General features: G+C 34.0%; 21 protein-coding genes and 1 pseudogene. 21 read left to right on the top strand and 1 reads right to left on the bottom strand.

Annotated features, from left to right (window positions below; all coding sequences use genetic code 11):
* Nucleotides 1–49 precede the first annotated feature (49 nt).
* The 10 genes and pseudogenes from mnmE to PFY09_RS06055 all read left to right on the top strand — a co-directional run bounded on the left by mnmE (nt 50) and on the right by PFY09_RS06055 (nt 7,912).
* Complete coding sequence (gene mnmE, locus PFY09_RS06095) at nt 50–1,435, top strand: tRNA uridine-5-carboxymethylaminomethyl(34) synthesis GTPase MnmE (RefSeq protein WP_271161813.1); 1,386 nt, start codon at nt 50–52, stop codon at nt 1,433–1,435.
* 169 nt (nt 1,436–1,604) lie between these two features.
* Nucleotides 1,605–2,744, top strand: coding sequence for a site-specific integrase (locus PFY09_RS06090; protein ID WP_271161812.1), 1,140 nt, complete (start codon nt 1,605–1,607; stop codon nt 2,742–2,744).
* Nucleotides 2,745–2,858: 114 nt separating this feature from the next.
* Nucleotides 2,859–3,143 (top strand): helix-turn-helix transcriptional regulator, encoded by a 285-nt coding sequence (locus PFY09_RS06085; protein ID WP_185205198.1) that lies wholly within the window; start codon nt 2,859–2,861, stop codon nt 3,141–3,143.
* A 101-nt stretch (nt 3,144–3,244) separates the two neighbouring features.
* The gene (locus PFY09_RS06080) at nt 3,245–4,405 is read left to right on the top strand and encodes a VapE domain-containing protein (protein ID WP_271161811.1); all 1,161 of its coding nucleotides are present in this window, start codon (nt 3,245–3,247) and stop codon (nt 4,403–4,405) included.
* Between the two features lie 441 nt (nt 4,406–4,846).
* A complete protein-coding gene (locus PFY09_RS06075) occupies nt 4,847–5,323 on the top strand; it encodes a hypothetical protein (RefSeq protein ID WP_271161810.1) in 477 nt (158 codons plus the stop codon).
* Nucleotides 5,313–5,531, top strand: coding sequence for a toprim domain-containing protein (locus tag PFY09_RS06070; RefSeq protein WP_271161809.1), 219 nt, complete (start codon nt 5,313–5,315; stop codon nt 5,529–5,531). Before PFY09_RS06075 ends, PFY09_RS06070 begins: the two co-directional genes overlap by 11 nt.
* A 157-nt stretch (nt 5,532–5,688) precedes the next feature.
* Entirely contained in the window at nt 5,689–6,147 is a 459-nt protein-coding gene (locus PFY09_RS06065; RefSeq protein ID WP_271161808.1) for a plasmid mobilization protein, read from the top strand.
* A gap of 179 nt (nt 6,148–6,326) precedes the next feature.
* Nucleotides 6,327–6,521, top strand: a pseudogene (locus PFY09_RS20840) (relaxase/mobilization nuclease domain-containing protein); the annotation flags it as partial.
* Nucleotides 6,522–6,602: 81 nt separating this feature from the next.
* Nucleotides 6,603–6,995: a hypothetical protein gene (locus PFY09_RS20835; RefSeq protein WP_408640183.1), complete on the top strand. Its 393-nt coding sequence runs from the start codon at nt 6,603–6,605 to the stop codon at nt 6,993–6,995.
* Nucleotides 6,996–7,297: 302 nt separating this feature from the next.
* Nucleotides 7,298–7,912 carry a hypothetical protein gene (locus PFY09_RS06055; protein ID WP_271161807.1) on the top strand — a complete coding sequence of 205 codons (615 nt, stop codon included), beginning with the start codon at nt 7,298–7,300 and terminating at the stop codon, nt 7,910–7,912.
* A 285-nt stretch (nt 7,913–8,197) separates the two neighbouring features.
* Here PFY09_RS06055 and PFY09_RS06050 read toward each other — a convergent pair whose 3' ends face one another.
* Nucleotides 8,198–9,109 (bottom strand): helix-turn-helix domain-containing protein, encoded by a 912-nt coding sequence (locus tag PFY09_RS06050; protein WP_271161806.1) that lies wholly within the window; start codon nt 9,107–9,109, stop codon nt 8,198–8,200.
* Nucleotides 9,110–9,676: 567 nt separating this feature from the next.
* Between PFY09_RS06050 and PFY09_RS06045 the strand changes: the two genes are divergently transcribed.
* The 11 genes from PFY09_RS06045 (at nt 9,677) to PFY09_RS05995 (ending at nt 19,451) form a co-directional block, all read left to right on the top strand.
* Complete coding sequence (locus PFY09_RS06045) at nt 9,677–10,660, top strand: aldo/keto reductase (RefSeq protein WP_271161805.1); 984 nt, start codon at nt 9,677–9,679, stop codon at nt 10,658–10,660.
* Nucleotides 10,661–10,678: 18 nt separating this feature from the next.
* A complete protein-coding gene (locus PFY09_RS06040; protein WP_271161804.1) occupies nt 10,679–11,884 on the top strand; it encodes an aldo/keto reductase in 1,206 nt (401 codons plus the stop codon).
* Nucleotides 11,885–11,887: 3 nt separating this feature from the next.
* A complete protein-coding gene (locus PFY09_RS06035) occupies nt 11,888–12,343 on the top strand; it encodes a nuclear transport factor 2 family protein (RefSeq protein ID WP_271161803.1) in 456 nt (151 codons plus the stop codon).
* Nucleotides 12,344–12,374: 31 nt separating this feature from the next.
* Nucleotides 12,375–13,202, top strand: a complete 828-nt coding sequence (locus PFY09_RS06030) for an SDR family oxidoreductase (RefSeq protein ID WP_271161802.1) — start codon at nt 12,375–12,377, stop codon at nt 13,200–13,202.
* 436 nt (nt 13,203–13,638) lie between these two features.
* Nucleotides 13,639–14,484, top strand: a complete 846-nt coding sequence (locus PFY09_RS06025) for an SDR family oxidoreductase (RefSeq protein WP_271161801.1) — start codon at nt 13,639–13,641, stop codon at nt 14,482–14,484.
* Nucleotides 14,485–14,897: 413 nt separating this feature from the next.
* Complete coding sequence (locus PFY09_RS06020) at nt 14,898–15,086, top strand: nuclear transport factor 2 family protein (protein ID WP_271161800.1); 189 nt, start codon at nt 14,898–14,900, stop codon at nt 15,084–15,086.
* Nucleotides 15,087–15,130: 44 nt separating this feature from the next.
* A complete protein-coding gene (locus tag PFY09_RS06015; protein ID WP_271161799.1) occupies nt 15,131–15,697 on the top strand; it encodes an NAD(P)H-binding protein in 567 nt (188 codons plus the stop codon).
* Nucleotides 15,698–15,704: 7 nt separating this feature from the next.
* Nucleotides 15,705–16,274 (top strand): TMEM175 family protein, encoded by a 570-nt coding sequence (locus tag PFY09_RS06010; protein ID WP_271161798.1) that lies wholly within the window; start codon nt 15,705–15,707, stop codon nt 16,272–16,274.
* Nucleotides 16,275–16,310: 36 nt separating this feature from the next.
* Nucleotides 16,311–17,519, top strand: coding sequence for a (R)-mandelonitrile lyase (locus PFY09_RS06005; protein WP_271161797.1), 1,209 nt, complete (start codon nt 16,311–16,313; stop codon nt 17,517–17,519).
* Between the two features lie 11 nt (nt 17,520–17,530).
* Nucleotides 17,531–18,376, top strand: a complete 846-nt coding sequence (locus PFY09_RS06000; protein ID WP_271161796.1) for an aldo/keto reductase — start codon at nt 17,531–17,533, stop codon at nt 18,374–18,376.
* Nucleotides 18,377–18,395: 19 nt separating this feature from the next.
* A complete protein-coding gene (locus tag PFY09_RS05995; RefSeq protein ID WP_271161795.1) occupies nt 18,396–19,451 on the top strand; it encodes an NAD(P)-dependent alcohol dehydrogenase in 1,056 nt (351 codons plus the stop codon).
* The last annotated feature ends 12 nt before the right edge of the window (nt 19,452–19,463 follow it).

The following is a 19,463-nucleotide window of genomic DNA, read 5'->3' as shown; positions in this document are numbered from 1 at the left end:
ATAGATAAAGGATATTTTTGTTTGCGGTTAAAAACCGTAAATTTGCAGCATGAATAACGATACCATTTGTGCGTTGGCAACTGCCAATGGAGTAGGTGCTCTGGGAATTATAAGAGTTTCGGGTGATGAAGCTTTAGCTGTTGTGCAAAAGTCTTTTCCGGCGAAAAATTTGGCAAAACAGAAATCCCACACCATTCATTACGGATATTTTATGGATGGAGAAGAGGCAATTGATGAGGTAATGCTTTCGATTTTTCTGGCTCCGAAAAGTTTTACGACGGAAAATTCTGTGGAAATTGCTTTTCACGGGTCGCCGCACATTGGAAAACGTATTCTTGAAACTTTGATTAAAAACGGGGCACGAATGGCAAAAGCCGGCGAATTTACGCTTCGTGCATTTATTAATGGAAGAATTGATCTTTCTCAGGCTGAAGCCATTGCCGATGTTATTGCATCTGAAAACGAAGCATCGAGAAAAGTGGCAATCAGTCAGTTAAAGGGAGGAATTACGAACGAAATTTCTTTCCTGAGAACCGATTTGCTGAATTTTGTTTCATTAATTGAACTGGAGCTTGATTTTGCAGAAGAAGATGTGGAATTTGCGGACCGATCGGCTTTGGTTGGACTTTTAAATAAAATTGAAGTAAAATTAAATTCCCTGATTGAGAGTTTCCAATACGGAAATGCCATCAAAAACGGAACAGCGGTTGCCATCATCGGCAAACCGAATGCCGGAAAATCGACTTTGCTCAATGCTTTGTTAAAGGAAGAAAGAGCGATTGTAAGCAATATCGCCGGAACAACGAGGGATACGATAGAGGAGGTTCTTCATATAAAAGGTCATGCTTTCCGCCTGATCGATACAGCAGGATTGCGTGAAACCATGGATGAAATTGAAGCAATTGGTGTAAAAAAAGCCAAAGAAAAAGTAGAAAATGCGAATATTCTGGTTTACTTAGCAGATGCTGCAACAGAAGATTTTTCCGAAGATATTGAAATGATAAAATCTCTGCAAAGAGATGATCTGAAACTGATTATCTGTGCTACAAAAATTGATGAGGTTTCTCCTGCAACATATGAAAAAGCAGAAGATATTTTCAGAAATGCAATATCTCAGGAATTTGACTTTATTAAAATTTCAGCGGTTGAAAATCAGAATATTCAGGATCTTAAAAATGAATTGTCTTCTTATGTAGAGCAGTTGAAAGCTTCTGAAAACAATGTTGTGATTACCAATCAGCGTCATTTTGAAGCTTTACAGAAATCTTTAGAAGCCGTACAAAAAGTAAAAGAAGCAATTACTTTCCAAATTTCCACCGAGCTTTTAGCCTACGAATTACGAAACGCACTGGAATATCTCGGTGAAATTTCGGGCGAGGTGACTAATGATGAGGTTCTGGGGAATATTTTTTCGAAGTTTTGTATCGGGAAATAAAATGTTTTTCTTTTGCTTTCTAATGTTTTATTTTGGTTGATTTTCATATGTTTATGTGATTTTTGATTTCTTTTTTTAGAGTTTATTTTTATATTTGTGTATCTTTTGTACACCTCGATTTTACAAGAGTATTGAATAGGTGTACAATTGTACATCTTAAAAGCGTACTATGAAAATTACTTTAAAGCAAAAAAAATTAACTAACGGAAAAATTAGTCTTTTTATTGAATATTATAAAGGATCTTCCACAAATAATCAAGGTAAAAGAATTCATATTAGAGATTTTGAATACTTAAAATTGTATCTTCATTCAGAACCTAATTCTGCGAAAGAAAAGAAAGAAAATAAAGAAACAATGGCTTTAGCCGAAAGTATATATTCAATTCGTAAAGCAGAATATTTTCAGGGGCGTTACGATCTAAAAGATAAAGTTAAAAGTAAGAGGCTTTTTTTAGTTTATTTTGAAGAATTGACAGAAGAAAAACAAAAACATGACTCTTCTAACAATTACGGCAATTGGTTTTCGACGCTTCAACATCTTAAAAAGATTGTTCCTCCAAATTTTACCTTTGATGAAATAGACGAAAATTTTATAAAAAAAGTTAAAAATTATTTTGAGAACGATGCTTTAACAAAAAGCGAAATACCATTATCCCAAAATTCAAAATATTCCTATTTTAATAAATTTAAAGCAGCTATCCGGCAAGCATTTGAAGATGGATATTTACCTATAAATTACGCTACAAAAGTAAAATCTTTTGAACAAGCTGAAAGCCAGAGAGAATATTTAACGTTTGATGAATTACAATCTTTAGGTACAGCGGAATGTAAATACCCTGTTCTGAAAAAAGCTTTTCTTTTTTCATGTTTGTCAGGATTGCGTTGGTCTGATATCAATACTTTGATCTGGAAAGAAGTTCGGGATGAGGGTGATATTTCAAAAGTTAATTTTCGTCAAGAAAAAACAGATGGCGTAGAGTATCTCTATATCTCAAAACAAGCTAGGGAATTATTGGGCGAAAGACAAGATCCCCAAGAAAGAGTCTTCAAAGGTTTGAAATATGGGATGACTTACAATACAGAAATTATTCGTTGGTGTAATCGAGCTGGTGTAGCAAAACATATTACTTTTCACTCAGCAAGACATACTAATGCAGTTTTGCTTTTAGAAAATGGTGCAGATATTTACACTGTTTCAAAAAGATTAGGGCATAGAGAGTTGAGAACCACTCAGATTTATGCAAAAATTGTTGATTCTAAAGCTAAAGAAGCAGCGGAAATTATACCACAATTGAATATTGATTTATAAAAATTGTAGTTTTTAGCCTTATTTGATAGTAAATAGCCTGTAAGTTATTGATAATATTGTTTATATGATTTCTGATATCGAATTTTGTTTCGTTAAAGAAATTAAAAGAAACAAATGGAAAATAACGAAATTATTATTTACAAACTTAATCGAATTGAAAAGCATATTTTTGGACTTAAAACAATTCTTAATGTAGAAGAACTTTCTGATTATACAGGATTCAAGAAATCGTATATATATAAATTAGTTCATACTAATTCAATCCCATTTTCAAAACCTTTCGGGAAAGTTCTTTTTTTTGACAGAATAAAAATTGATGAATGGTTGCTAAAAAACAGTCATAAATCAAATGATGAAATCCAACAAGAAGCAATAGAGTTTTCTTTGCGTAAAAAATAAAACCTAACTACTGCAATAGTTAGGTTTAAATGTTTGTTTTACTGGAAATAAAGAGCAAATATAAAAATTATTTTAACTCTTTCCGCAATCTAAAATGTTTTATGAAAGATAATAAAATTCTGTATCAAACCGATGCAGAAACTAAAACTATGTTTGACAGAACACTTAATTATTTAAATTCCAAATATTCAATCAGATTCAATACAATTTCTCTTGAGTTTGAAATTAAGTTATTGTTTGATAAAAAATGGACAACACTCGATTTAAACTCATTATTTATAGAACTCGTTAGATCTGGAATTGATATTCCGATTAATAAATTGGAAATTCTTATCAGAAGTCATTTGATCCAACAGTATAATCCGATTCGGGAATATTTTGAAAATTTGGAAGATTGGGATCAACAGGATCATATTGGTAAATTATGCAGTTATATAAGGACAACGGACAATATGTCTTTTCAAAAATATTTTGAAAAATGGCTTACCAGAACTGTAATTTGCGCATTAAAACCCGGCTATATCAACAAACAGTGTTTGGTTTTGTTTAATATAAAACAAAATACAGGGAAAACCAGTTTTCTGCGATTTCTTATTCCTTTACAACTTGAAAAATATTACACAGAAGATATAGGCGTTGATAAAGACGGTTTGATTGCCTTGTGTAAGAATCTTTTAATTAATATTGATGAACTCTCTGTGATGTCGAAAACGGATGTTAATATTCTTAAATCATTCATTTCAAAAAATACTGTTAATGCAAGATTGCCTTATGATCGTAAATCGACACTTATGCAACGAACCGCTTCATTTTGTGGTTCCACTAACCGCTTTGATTTTTTAACCGATGAAACAGGAAGTGTAAGGTGGCAAGTGTTTGAAGTTCTAAACATTGATTTCAATTATTCCAAAGATATCAATATTGAAAAGGTATGGTCGCAAGCATATTACAATGCATTTGAAAGAAAAAATTACAATCCGGAACTTACAGCTGAAGATATACAGGAAAATGAAAAAAGAAATGAAAAGTTCAAGCAGATATCGCTTGAACAGGAAATTATTCTTTCACATTTTGAAAAATCCAAACTGCAGAATGAATTTATGACACCTTCAGATATTATGTTAGCTATGAATAATGCACTCGGTGTACGGCTTAATATAATAAAAATTGGTAAAGCCCTCACTGCCATGAATTATGAAAGAATAAAACATCCGAAAAGACAGGTATATGGCTATTTGATTCGAAGAAAAATTGAAGAATAAAAATTCACGAATATTAAAATCACTTACCACTTACCTGAAACTTTGTAAATCAATGTTAGCGCGTAGTTTACAATATGGTAACTGAATAAACGGGAGCTTACCTAATTACCTTTACTATTTTATTTTTTTAGGTAAGTAGGTAATAAAAAGTAAGATGGTTAAATCCAGATAAAGACAAGCTGCAGAGACTTAGGTAATAAGGTAGGTGAAATTTAAAAGAAAATCTAAAATATAACAAAAATGAACTGTAAACAATTCAACAGCATATTGTTGGAAGAGATTCTACTTTATCTCGGATATCTCCCAACGAGACAAAATAAAAAAGAAGCTTGGTATCTCAGTCCTTTTGCCAATGAATCTCAAGCATCTTTTAAATTAAATAAAAGGAACAATGTCTGATATCTTCACTTTGAAGGTGTTGGAGGTAACAATATAGATTTTATGATAAGATATCTAAATACTTCAGTAAGTGAAGTTTTAGTTTGGGCAAAAAATAACAATTTTTCTTCTTTTCAAAAGCAAAGTTTTTCTAAACCAAAATTAGAAGATCTAGTTAAAAACTATGATATAATTGAAGTAAAAGGAATCCAACATCCGGCGCTTTTAGATTATTTAAAAAGTAGAAAAGTTGGAAATCAAACCGAATTTTTACAAGAGATTCATTATCGAATGAACAATAAAAGATTTTTCGGAATTGGTTTCAAAAACAATTCAAACGGTTACGAAATTCGCAATAAATATTCAAAAATCTGTCTGGGTAAAAAAGACATCAGTAGCATAGAAAACGGTTCAGATTCAATTTGGGTTTTCGAAGGTTTTTTCGACTTTCTTTCCTTTAAAAATGTAGAAAGCTATTTAGAAAAAAGACCATCCGACTATATCATTTTGAATTTTGAATTCGGTAGCAATGATTTCTAGGATTAAAAATTCATTCGGAAACTATGAAAATATTGAGCTGTATTTTGACAATGATAAAGCCGGAAACAGAGCCGTTGAAATAATTAAAAATGAGAACCAAAACGCAGAAGACTGCCGGGTTCTGTACTCATATTTTAAAGATCTGAATGACTGGCTGATTCACAAAAATCCATCCAATGAAAAACACGCTAGATACATGATAAGATAATAAGATGAATGGAAAATAATACAGGTAAAATACGGTGGGTAATTAGTGCAAAAAGTACCCAAAGTTTACAATAAGCGTTGCCGCTGATTGTAAAATTGGAATTTTTGATTTCTTCCTATCGTCATAAATGGTTACTAATCAAAACAAAATTAGCACAATGGAAAAAGACTTTTTAGAAGAGTTTATAATTAACATTACCAAGGAAAATGAGGCAAGAATTGCTCGAGAAGCAAGAAAGAAACACTTTCAGGAATTGGGCAGAAAAGGAGGTTTGAAGAAAAAAGAATCATTCCATCTCAATAAAGTTATTTCATTTCGGGTGACAGAATCTGAATATGAGGATAATCTGAAAAAGGCAATTAAATATAAGCTTAAGTTATCAACCTACGCAAGAATGGTTTATTTAGAAAAAGAACTTAAGATCAATGAATTTCAAGCTGATGAAATTTTATTACAATACGGAAATTATTTCAAAAAAATAACTAATCTTTTACGAAATCGGGAATGGAATGTTTTTGAGAATAAAAAAGAAATTCTTTTAAACATCGAAACTACAATTGATCTAATCCAGCAATACTTGTACTCAAAAGTGAAACAAAGAAATACTGATGAATAATTCTGCGACTACGAGAGCAATCACAAAAATTGCTTTGGAATATAATGGTAATGATAAAGGAACAGCAGAGATGGTGGCTTCGAATTGTCTTTTGAGTGAAACAGCAGAAGGACAATTTCACGAAATGAAGACAGTGGCTGAGCGAAATTCTAAGGTAAAGAAATGGGCACTGATATTATATTTCTCAACCAGACGAAATTGGAAGAAAATTAAGTGATGAAGAACTCAGAAAAATTGTAATAGAAGCGCTTACAAAAGTAGGCGTAACAGGAAAAAATCAATATCGGCTGGATATACATAACAGTACAAAACATAAGCATATTCATTTTGTCGTCAACAGAATTGATATTTCGGGAAAGTGTACTGTAAAATCTCATAATATTGGAAAAAGATTTGGAGAAGCTGTAAGAGAAGTTTGTAATGAAAAAGGTTTATTAACCGATATAGAGATTGGGATGCAGAAAAAAGCTCATATGCTGGAAAATTTGATTGAGGCTATTAGGTCAGAAGATAATTTTGCCGATATCATTTCTAAAATGAAACAAAAAGGTTTTGAAGTTCAATTATCTTCAAATGCAAAGGATGGAATTTCGGGAATGCGCATTATGATGACAAAGGATATAAACCATGAAACCCTTCGTCAATACAAAGCTGGCTATAAATTATCCGAAATATCAGGTCAGCTAAAAATTTCTGAGATAAAAAATATATTTGAATTGAAACAAGCTGTTAAAGAGGCACAAAAATATGCTGGTAATCTAAACTGTTTTCGGGAAAATCTTCAAAAAGCAGGGTACACAGTGAAAATTCAATACAAAGGAGAATTTAAAGCTAGGTCAAAGAAATGAAATTCAGGATTTATGGATAAATAAAATTGATAATAATCAACAAAAAAACGGATTTTTTTTCAGGAAAAATATAGGGTTTTCTTTTTCTGCAATAGATTCTAATCTTGCTGATTGGGTAAGATCAATAAATCAAAGCAATACAATTTATGATGCAGGTAATCATTTGAATTTAACAGCAAATGAAAGCATGATAGAAATTGCAAATAAATTATTAGATGATCTTCTTAACCCGACTTATGTTTCTCGTGCCGATGAAGAATTTTGGAAAAAGAAGCGAAAATCAAAACGGTAATTAACAAAATATGGAAAATGAGAATAAAGGCTCACACAGTAACGGAATGGAACTGTTAGAAAAGGTAATCAAATCAAATTTAGACAATATAGAACATAATGTTAAACTAAGATTTGAAATTGACGATCTTAAGACATCGTTGAATGAAGTGCAATTCGGATTGAAAGATAGCAATTTGATATCTGATGAAATCTTAACCTCTTTTAAATTAGAAAATATCAAAAGAAAGGAATTTCTTAACAGTATACCTGTTAAAATAGAAACAGTTCCATCGCAAGAAACGATTGATTATTATGAAGGTTTTCAAGAGAAAATAAAAATTATGAAAAGATTTGCTTGGGCAGGGATTGTAATTTTAATTTTTGCAGTTTTAATGATGATTGTCACTGTTAATTTTGCTAATAATTTTTACAGGGAAAGTATTAAATCTAAAAGCGAGATTCGGGAGGAAATAATGAAAGAAATAGCTGATAAAGGACAAAATATTTATGATGAAAATGAAATTAAGATCTTAAATAACAATACAAGTGTCATGCAAAAATGGATGAAAAAATATCCAAAAGAAGCAGAGAAGTTTCAACGGTTCAAAGATGGTTATGAGGCAAGAGAAGACACTATGCCGTAAATTACATAACAGGAAAGATTTACTCTGACAGATTCTTTTATTCGTCTTAGATGTGAATACTAAAATAACTGCGGATATTTTAGAATAGAAAAGCATCTGGTTGGAAAAAATAAAAAAAGCTGTTATGTATAACATATTTAATAGCTATGACTTAACATGATAGCCAGAGTTTAAAATAACTACCATGTTAAGTTTTGACTAATTTACTTTACAATCATAGTCAATAAAATAACAACCAACTTAGATAAAAAGAAAAATTTTCAATCATTTTGTGAATTTTTTTTGCTAGTTAAAACTACGATATTCTACAGGTGACATACCTGTTTTCTGCTTAAACAGCCTTGTAAAATGTTGAGGGTATTTGAAACCGATTTCATAAGCGATCTGGCTTATAGATTTGTTGACATCGAAAATCCTGTCTTTTGCAATATCAATTACTTTATTCTGAATATATTCTTGTGGAGAAACACCTAATTCCTTTTTTACCAGATCACCAAAATAATTAGGAGATAAATGGAGTTTATCTGCGCAATACGCTACAGAAGGCAACCCTAGTTCCTGAGGCTTTTCAGAATTAAAATAACCTTTTATGAGGCTTTCAAATTTTTCCAAAATACCTTGATTCACATTTTCCCTAGTAATAAACTGGCGGTCATAAAACCGATCACAATAATTAAGGAGTAACTCAATGTTTGAAGCAATTAGTTTTTTGCTGTGTTTATCTATAGATTGCTGTAATTCAAACTCAATTTTTTCAAAAAGCTCCAGAATAATTTTTCGTTCTTTCTCTGAAAGGTGTAGGGCTTCATTGGTTTTATAAGCAAAAAACTGATAATCGTCGATTGATTTACCTAATGAAGTTCCGCGTATCAAATCTGGATGGAAAATCAGAACGTGTCCCTGTGGCTGATAGTTTGAGATTTCATATTCTATATCCCAGACTTGTCCCGGACCAACAAAAACCAAAGTACCCTCCTGATAGTCATAATAATTTCTGCCATACTTAATGTCGCCACAAACCACATCCTTCAAAAAAATAGCATAAATACCAAAATTCATTTTTACTTTTGTTCCGGCTTCCCATTCTCTTGGTGGGCATTTAGATAAATCCAGAATACTTACCAATGGGTGTAAAGTAGGCTGGTTACAGCTGTTATTATAATCACTTACAGTGTTGAAGTATACGATATTATCCATCACTTTATTATTTGTAATTACAAAATTACATAATCTGATAAGACTGTTGCTATAAACAAACTTTGAATCTGTAATAATGGTAAACAATTCAGTAATGTGTATACAAAAATTGTTTTATCCTACAATGAAGTCACAATTTACTTTTATGTCTAATTTGCTGATATGTAATTTATTTCAGAAATAGATATCGTTACCAGAGGATTGTATTGATAGGTGGAGATGGATTATATTTTTTATTTGTACCAATAAAATTATACTTCATTTATTTCTTTATAATCTATTAAAAAATAATAATCAGTAATTCGGGTAATTAATTCAGTAATCTATATACAATCATACACTTATTAACTTCTGAAATTTGTAATCTGAAATTCAGAGTCTCAAATATAGTTCTGATTAACAGTGAAAATAAAATTTACAACTTTAGAATTTAAAGAATTTAATAAAAAATTAGCCGAAATAAAAAATTTCGGGGTGCGACTGCCACCTTTAGACTAAAAATATTCGAACGTGAAAGCATCTTTAAAAAGGAGCAATTAATATGAAATATTACCTAAAATTTATAAAATGAAAACAAGGATATTAGGCAAACAAGGTCTCGAAGTTTCTGAACTGGGGCTTGGCTGTATGGGCTTAACCTTCGGTTATGGACAACCACAAACCGAAAAAGATGCTATTGCATTAATCCGGAAAGCCTATGATTTGGGTATCACTTTTTTTGATACTGCTGAAGCATATAATCAGGGTGGCAATGAAAAAATTGTAGGAAAAGCAGTAAAGCCATTCAGAGATAAAATTGTCATAGCGACCAAGTTTGGTTTTAAAGATGGGGATAGTACTAAAGGAGTTGATAGCAGACCCGAACGTATAAGAACTGTAGTTGAAAACTCATTAAACTACTTGCAGACAGATGTTATTGATTTACTGTATCAGCATCGGGTTGATCCTAATGTGCCAATGGAAGATGTGGCAGGAACGGTAAAGGATCTGATTGTTGAGGGAAAAGTAAAATATTTTGGGATGAGTGAGGCAGGCGCAGATAGTATTAAAAAAGCAAATGCCGTATTGCCTGTTACAGCCTTACAAAGTGAGTACTCTATGTTTTGGCGTGAACCTGAAAACGAAATTTTACCACTATTAGAAGAACTGGGTATTGGCTTCGTTCCTTTTAGCCCTTTAGGAAAAGGCTTTTTAACAGGTGCTATTAATGAACATACAAAATTCGACCAGACAGATTTTCGCAATATAGTGCCACGTTTCACAGAAGAAAACCGAAAAGCCAATCAGGTTTTGGTCGATTTAGTAAAAGTAATTGCAACAGAAAACAAAGCCACACCTGCTCAAATTGCATTAGCGTGGTTATTGGCACAGAAGCCATTCATAGCTCCCATTCCAGGCACAACAAAAATACACAGATTAGAAGAAAACATAGGAGCAATTAATCTCAGCCTTTCTGTAGATGAATTACATAGAATAGACAAAGCCCTTAAAGAAATCAAAATTATCGGAGAACGTTATCCTGCTGCTTTACAAGCAAGAGTTGGAAAATAATTGAAGGTAAAGTATATTATGGAAAATAACAATAATAATAGAAGAGATTTTATAGTAAAATCTGCTTTAGTAAGTGCTGGTTTATTGTTAGGAAATTCAGTTTTTGCATCTCCTAATAAAACATCATCTAAAAATACTTCTAACTATACAGATTCTTTAAATTCAGATTTTATTAGCAGAAGAAAGTTAGGTAGTTTAGAAGTTACAGAACTTGGTTTTGGGTGTATGAATATTGCTTGGGCTTATGGACCAGCAGCACCAAAAGAAAAGGCAGTAAAAATCATAAGAAGTGCCTACGAAAAAGGCGTTCGCTTTTTTGATACAGCCGAAGTATATGGTCCTTTCTACAGCGAAGAAATGTTTGGCGAAGCTCTTAAGCCATTTAGAAATGAAGTTGTAATCGCTACAAAATTTGGTTTTGAAGTAGATCCTGTAACTAAAGAACGCAGGGGATTAAATAGCCAGCCCAAGTACATTAAAGCCAGCGTTGAGCGTATGCTTAAAAGATTGCAGACAGACTATATTGATTTGCTTTATCAGCATCGTGTTGACCCAAATATTCCTATTGAAGATGTTGCAGGTGCAGTGGCAGATTTAGTAAAAGAAGGTAAGGTAAAACATTTCGGTTTGTCAGAAGCTGGAGAAGCAACAATTCGCAGGGCACACAAAGAATTTCCCGTTACGGCTGTTCAAAACGAATATTCTTTTTGGACAAGAGACCCTGAACACGAGGTATTGCCTGTTTGTGAAGAACTAGGAATTGGCTTTGTTCCTTGGAGCCCTTTAGGTATGGGGTATCTAAGCGGTCAAATTGCACAGGGCTTTCCTTTTAGAAAAGATGATTTACGAGTAACGGCAAGCTTTCCTCGTTTTACAGATGAAAATATGATGAAGAACCGTCCAATCGTAAATATTCTACAAAAAATGGCACACGAAAAAGATGCTACTCCTGCACAAATAGACTTAGCATGGCTTTTAGCAAAGAAACCATTTATTGTGCCTGTTCCCGGAACAACAAATCCCAATCATTTAGATGAAAATTTGGCTGCTGTTAACGTGGTATTATCAGAATCGGAAATTATGCAATTGGAAAACGCATTTTTAAAGGAAACAGTTTTCGGAAATCGTGCCCCTGAAACTATCGCAGCGGTTCACGATATTGGTGTAAACATAGGTTCAAGTTCTAAAGGCACAAACGGAAAATCACCATTGCCAAAAAAGTAAAAAATGAAAAAGATAATTTTTTTTCTTCTATCTCTATCTACAGCTATTGCCTGTGCTCAAAATAAATTGAATACAAAAATGGAACAGTTTACAATAAACGATGAAGCCGAAGTACTGGCTACAGTAAGAATGCTGGGCGAATTAATGATTGCAAGGGATACAGTTGCTATGAACAATATTTTGGACGAACATTATACACTCACCCATATGACGGGCTATGTACAGCCAAAAGAGGAATGGTTTGTAGAGGTATCAAGAGAAAGTATGAAATATTATTCATCCAAAGAAGTGAATCATACTGTGAAAGTAAATGGCAATGCTGCAGATGTAGTTATTCAGAATTTAGTAGATGCAAGAATCTGGGGAACCAGAAATACTTGGCGGTTACAACAAAAAATGAAATTAGAAAAACGCAATGGAGTTTGGATTATTCTTAAATCTGTTGCTTCAACTTTTTAATATAAACTTAATTTAAAATAAACAAAAAATTATGAAATCAAACGTTTTAGTCGTTATCGGTGTAGGGGGAATAGGAATGGCGATAGCCAAAAGAGAAGGAGCTGGTAAAATTGTATTATTATCAGACATCAATGAGCAAAACCTTACAAAGGCTGCACAAGAGTTGATAGATACTGGTTATGTAGTAGAAAAACAGTTAGTAGATGTTTCTTCGCTAGAGTCAGTAGAAGCATTAGTGTCAAAAGCTACCTCGTTGGGTAATGTTTTGCAGGTGGTTAATACAGCAGGTCTTTCGCCCAACATGGCATCTACAGAAAAAATCTTGGAAGTAGATTTAGTAGGTACAGTATATATTTTAGAAGAATTTGGGAAAGTAATTGCTGAAGGCGGTGCTGGTATCCATATTTCTAGTATGGCTGGTTATATGATCCCTGCATTTGGTGCAGAGATAGATACTGCGTTATCTACTACTCCCGCTAGCGAATTAACCAAATTGCCAGTATTACAACCTGAAAATATCGCTAACACTACTTATGCTTATTGCATTTCTAAAAGAGCTAATCAACTTCGGGTTCAGGCTGAAAGCTTAAAATGGGGAGAGAGAGGTGCAAGGGTAAACTCCATTAGCCCAGGTATTATCTTGACAGCATTGGCAAAACATGAGCTTGAATCTCCAATTGGTGACGGTTACCGTGCTATGATTAGTGCTTCAGCTGCAAAACGAGTAGGCACTGTAGATGAAGTAGCTACATTGGCTCATTATCTTTTAAACCAAGATGCTGGTTTTACTACAGGTAGTGATTTCCTAATGGACGGTGGTGTAATTGCAGCGATGAAGTTAGGTAAAATTTCATTATAATATTAGTAACCATTGTTGTTCGACTAAAGCTATAAGTAATTGGATCAAACTCTTTAAAACATTGGATTACAGCCGATTTTAGATTGCAAGCAATTGCTTTATTTTGAATTTGGCTTGAAAGTCTTTATGGATAAAGGTTTTAGTTTATTTTAAACCAATTTTTAGTCGGACAACAATTAAAATTAATGTAAAAGCTCTTAAAAATTAATGCTATGAATCCTATTAACTTTGACAGAAGAAAATTTAATTGAATGATTTCAATAAGGAATTAAGTAATATGAATGTATACGGAAACAGACTTCGTGACGGTTTGTTGCAAATGTAAGCTGTAGAAACTCCTGAAAAAAAGAAAAACGGGTAAGTAAATCCGTAAGTTGTATAAAAAGCACTGACTTTGGATTACTGAATTTTGTAGAATAAAATTAAATCAGACAAAATGAGTTCTAAGAAAGATATAATCGTACTAACTGGAGCTGGGCAATTGGGAATGGCTATCGTAAGAAGAATAGCTTATGGCAACAGAATCTTTGTTGCAGACTGGAAATTAGAAAATGCACAAGCGATAACTAAAATACTTGTTGAAGCTGGCTTTGATGCTATTCCTTTTAAAACCGATATTTCGGATAGAAATTCTGTATTGGAATTGATCACAGCCGCACAAAAAGAGGGTGAGATATCTATGTTTGTCAATGCCGCAGGGCTGTCGCCAAGTCAATCTACCAAAGAACATATTTTAGAAGTAGATTTGTACGGCACGGCTGTTTTGCTGGAAGAATTTGGCAGAGTAATTAAATCTGGCGGCTCTGGTGTAACCATATCTAGTCAATCGGGATATAGAATGCCGGCATTAACTGCTGAGGAAGACAGATTATTAGCTACCACGCCAACAGAAGATTTGTTGAAACTGGAAATGCTGCAACCTGCCAATATAAAAGATACACTACACGCTTACCAGATGGCAAAACGCTGCAATGGAAAACGGGTAATGGCAGAAGCAGTGAAATGGGGCGAACGTGGAGCAAGGATTAATGCTATTTCTCCGGGAATTGTTATAACGCCATTAGCATTAGATGAAATAAATGGACCTCGTGGCGATTTCTACAAAAATATGTTTGCCAAATGCCCTGCTTATCGTCCAGGAATGTCAGACGAAATAGCAAATGTAGCCGAATTATTAATGTCTGAAAAAGGTGCCTTTATCACAGGTTCCGACTTTCTGATTGATGGCGGTGCAACAGCATCTTATTATTATGGTCCCCTTCAGCCCGAAATAAATAACTAATGGTTACTTCAAAATTCATCATGGTACATAATTGTTATTTTTTTGTTGCCTTATCATGGATGTTAATATTGGTATGGTAATATGTTGTGTAGAGATTTTCTACACTCCTGTAAGCGTTGATCTAGGTGTGTCAACAGGCTATTTGATTTACACATGACTTTCGTTTTATGCCATTTCATTCTTAATGCTTTATATTGCCGGAAAAATGATGGACAGATACACTGCAAGATGATTGTTCAGTAAGCAGCTCAGCTATTGTGGGGTTATTGTTATGGATATGCGACAATTCGATGCATTATGGCAATTTTATGGAGCAGGTATAGTAATGGAATCCAAATTCAGATAGATGGCAGTCTTAATCAAAAAAAGGCTATATAGAAAGATTAAAAGGTGGGAATTTTAAACATAATTCGATGAATGTTTTAGAAGACCGTGCCGTGATTTCGGGCAATACTGCTATAGTAATGGGTATAGGAGATTTTGATATAACCATTTCAGGAAATCAAAAAATAACACGCCTTTCATATATCGAAGTTTTTGTAAGAGAAGATAATGAAAAACAGTGGAAAATGATAGCATTAACAGCGAGTGCTGTCCATTAATGCTGATTGATAATTTTGTTTATTTCACAACATAATAATTTACAATGAAAAAAGTACTAATTATAGGTGCTACAGGAAGCCTTGGCACTGTAGTAACAGAAGAATTAAAGAAACAAGCAGATGTGCAATTAACATTGTTTGCAAGAAATACCATTAGCTTGTCTCAAAGAAATAATGTAAAAGTAATGCAAGGTGATGCAATGAATTACAACGATGTGAAAAATGCAGTTGCAGGTCAGGATATTGTGTATGTAAATCTTGCGGGAAACTTGGAAGCTATGGCTGAAAATGTGATTAAAGCTATGGCTGAAACGGATGTAAAAAGAATAATTGCCATTAGTTCAATAGGCATTTATGACACACCATTGAAGTCTGTTTTAATACCTTACAGGAAACTGGCAGACATTGTAGAGGCATCGGATTTGGATTATACTATTCTTCGACCAGATTGGTTTACCAGTACCAATGAAGTCAGTTATTCGATTACTCGCAAAGGACAACCAGAAACGGGTTCGGCTATTTCAAGAAAAAGTATTGCTGCTTTTATTGGTACGCTTGTCCAAAATCCTACTTTACATATCAAAGAAAATTTAGGAATTAGTAAACCTTAAGTATGTTATGCAAAAGAACAGATTAGAAGCTTTAACAGATGGAATTTATGCCATTATTATCACTATTATGGTTTTAGAGCTGAGAGTACCTCATGACCCTACCATTGAAAGCTATATTGATATGTGGCCAGTCTTTGCAAGCTATGCCGTAAGTTTTCTTTTTGTAGGTCTTAACTGGGCAAGCCATCATCATTTATTCCACACCGTTACTAAAGTAAGTAATAGTGTTTTATGGATCAATATGCTGAACTTGTTTATTTTGTCGCTGGTACCTTTTGCAACTGCCACTATGGGTGAAAATTCATTCAAGGCAATTACTGTCACAATCTATGGTAGTTTGCTTACTATCAGCATCGTGGTTTACCTGATTTTGGTAAACTTGCTTTGCCGTACACATGGAGCTAATTCTGCTTTTTCCCAACAGTTTAAGGGGCATAAAAAAACATATCTAAGTATTGTTCTCAACAGTATTGCTATTGTTATTTCAATGATTGGCTTTCCAAAAATTGCCTTTAGTCTGTTGGTTGTTATATCCTTAGCATGGTTTATACCCAATCATGTATTCGAGGAGTCGTAACACTAAAATTGTTCATCTAACAAACACGTATCAGTAATGTTACAAAATATAGAAAAGACACAAGAGGATTTACCTACACTCTTTTTAGACAAAGGAGACGCAGCCCCAAAAGAATGGTTCACCGGAACAGTTTGGGTGAATATAAATGTAAAGCCCGATGAAGGCTACAATGCCAACATAGGTACTGTAACCTTTGAACCCAAAGCAAGAACAAACTGGCACAGCCACACCAGCGGACAAATTTTATTTGTTATAGAAGGATTAGGTTACTATCAGGAAGTTGGAAAACCTATTCAATTGATACAAAAGGGTGATGTTGTAAAAATACCAAAAGGCGTGAAACATTGGCACGGTGCTTCACATCAAAGCCAAATGCGACATATTGCAATGATCACGGAATACGACAAAGATAAAACAGAATGGTTTGAGCCTGTTTCAGATACCGATTACAACAGCTTCAAAGCACCCGTTTACGAAGTAGAAAATAATCTATCCGCAAAAGCCATAATGAACCACGAGCAATTGTGGCCCGAATACATTTCCAAAGCCAAAGAAACCGACCCTGATTTGATTGAAGTATTTGACAATTTCGCTTTTGATGAAGTGATAAGCCACGATAAAATGGATGTTAAACTACGCACATTATTAATTATGGCTTCTAACATCGCTTCGCAATCTCTTACGGAATACAAAATGTTTACAAATGCAGCTTTGAATGTAGGTGTAACACCTGTTGAGATAAAAGAAGTTTTATATCAAGCTGTTCCTTATGTGGGCATTGCCAAAGTGATAGACTTCATTTATGCTACCAATGAAATTTTTAAAGAAAGAAATATTGCATTGCCTTTAGAAAGTCAAGCGACTACCACACCTGAAACCCGTTTTGAAAAAGGTTATGCAAAACAAAAAGAAGTTGTAGGCGATAAAATTGAGGGTATGTACAAAAACTCACCAAAAGATTTATTGCACATTCAGCGATATTTATCTGCCAATTGCTTTGGTGATTACATTACAAGAAATGGTTTGAACATACAAACAAGAGAGATGGTAACACTTTCTTTTCTAATTGCTTTGGGCGGAACAGAAAGCCAAATCAAAGGCCATATTCAAGGCAATGCAAATGTGGGGAATAGCAGACAAGATTTAATTAATGTGATGACCCAACTGTTGCCTTACGTTGGTTATCCGAGAACGCTGAATGCTATCAATTGTTTAAACGAAATACTTCCCAGCGAACAAAATTAAAAAGCTCAAAAATGAAAAATGTAATCTTAAACAATGGGGTTGAAATGCCAACTCTGGGTTTGGGTGTATTCCAAATTCCACAATTTGAGGAATGTAAAAAAACGGTGGTAGATGCTATTGAAGTAGGCTATCGTTTGATTGATACTGCTGCATCTTACCGCAACGAAGAGGCTGTTGGGGCAGCCATCAAAGAAAGTGGTATAAACAGAGAGGAACTGTTTGTTACAACCAAGCTCTGGATTTCTGATATGGGCTATGAGCAAACCAAAAAGGCCTTTGAAATCTCCCTCAACAAGTTACAATTGGATTACTTGGATTTGTATTTAATTCATCAGCCTTATGGAGATGTGCACGGTTCTTGGAGGGCAATGGAAGAATTGTATCAATCAGGTAAAATTAAGGCTATTGGTGTTTGTAATTTTTACCCAGATAGAGTAATGGATCTTATTGTAAACAACGAGATAACGCCTGCTGTCAATCAAATAGAAGCCCATCCATTTTATCAGCGTGCAGACGACCATAAATTTTTATCGGAAAATAAAGTTCAGATGGAAAGTTGGGCTTCCTTTGCTGAAGGAAGAAATAATTTATTCAATAATGAATTATTGAAAGGCATTGGTCGTAAATACAATAAATCTATTGCCCAAGTGGTGCTTCGTTGGTTGATACAAAGAGGTGTAGTTGTCATACCAAAATCGGTAAGAAAAGAACGATTGATTGAAAATATAAGCGTTTTTGACTTTGAACTTTCTTCCGAAGATATAGAGACTATCGCAACATTAGACACCCAAAATAGCCTATTTTTCAGTCACAGAGACCCAGCCACTATCAAATGGTTTTCAACAATGATTAGATAAACAATTAAAGCACACAAATATGACTACTCAACCAGTAAAAGCATACGGCACAACAGCCATAGAAGAGCCTCTGCACGAAATAACAATACAACGCAGAGCCGTCCAGCCACACGATGTAGCATTTGAGATCTTGTACTGTGGTATTTGCCACAGTGATTTACATCAAATCAAAGGTGATTTTGGTCCATTTCCACCGCCCATTGTACCAGGACACGAAATTGTAGGTAAAGTAACAGCAGTAGGTAGCCACGTGAAAAACTTTAAAGTAGGCGACCTTGCAGCGGTTGGTTGTATTGTAGATAGCTGCGACCATTGTGAATATTGTAATGATGGGCTGGAGCAGTTTTGTGATGAGGGAGTTACGTATTCATTCAATAGTGTAGATAAGATTTCTGGAGGTCATACATTTGGTGGATTCTCTAAAACATACGTCTGTAACGAGCGTTATGTTTTGAAAATGCCAGCATTTGAGAATTTGGCAGCAGCAGCACCACTCCTTTGTGCAGGAATTACCGTATATTCTCCTTTAAAACATTGGAATGCTGGCCCAGGTAAAAAAGTAGGGATTTTAGGAATTGGTGGCTTAGGACATTTAGCCATTAAAATCGCTAAAGCCATGGGTGCTGAAGTTACCGTTTTTACCACATCTCCTGCTAAGGTGGAAGATGCGAAAAGACTTGGTGCTGATAATGCTGTATTATCTACAGATGCAGAAGCCATGGCAAAATACAATCGTCAGTTACACTTTATCATTGATACTGTTTCAGCCAATCATGATGTCAATGTTTATCTCAATTTACTTCGCCATGATGGTAGTGTGGTGTTGGTTGGTTTACCAAATCAGCCTTTAGAAATCGGTGCATTCAATGTAATTATGGGCAGAAGAAGTTTTGCAGGTTCTAACATTGGCGGCATTGCCGAAACACAAGAAATGTTAGATTTCTGCTTCAAACACAACATTACTGCCGATAGCGAAATCATCAATATTCAAGAGGTAAACACCGCTTTTGAAAGATTAGAAAAAGGCGATGTGAAATATCGTTTTGTAATTGACATGGCTTCGTTGGAGGCGTAAATAGCATTAGTA

The organism is Chryseobacterium gambrini, assembly GCF_027920505.1.
GTDB lineage: Bacteria > Bacteroidota > Bacteroidia > Flavobacteriales > Weeksellaceae > Chryseobacterium > Chryseobacterium gambrini.
The sequence above is the reverse complement of the archived record's forward strand: the minus strand, read 5'-3'. Positions and strand labels throughout refer to the sequence as shown.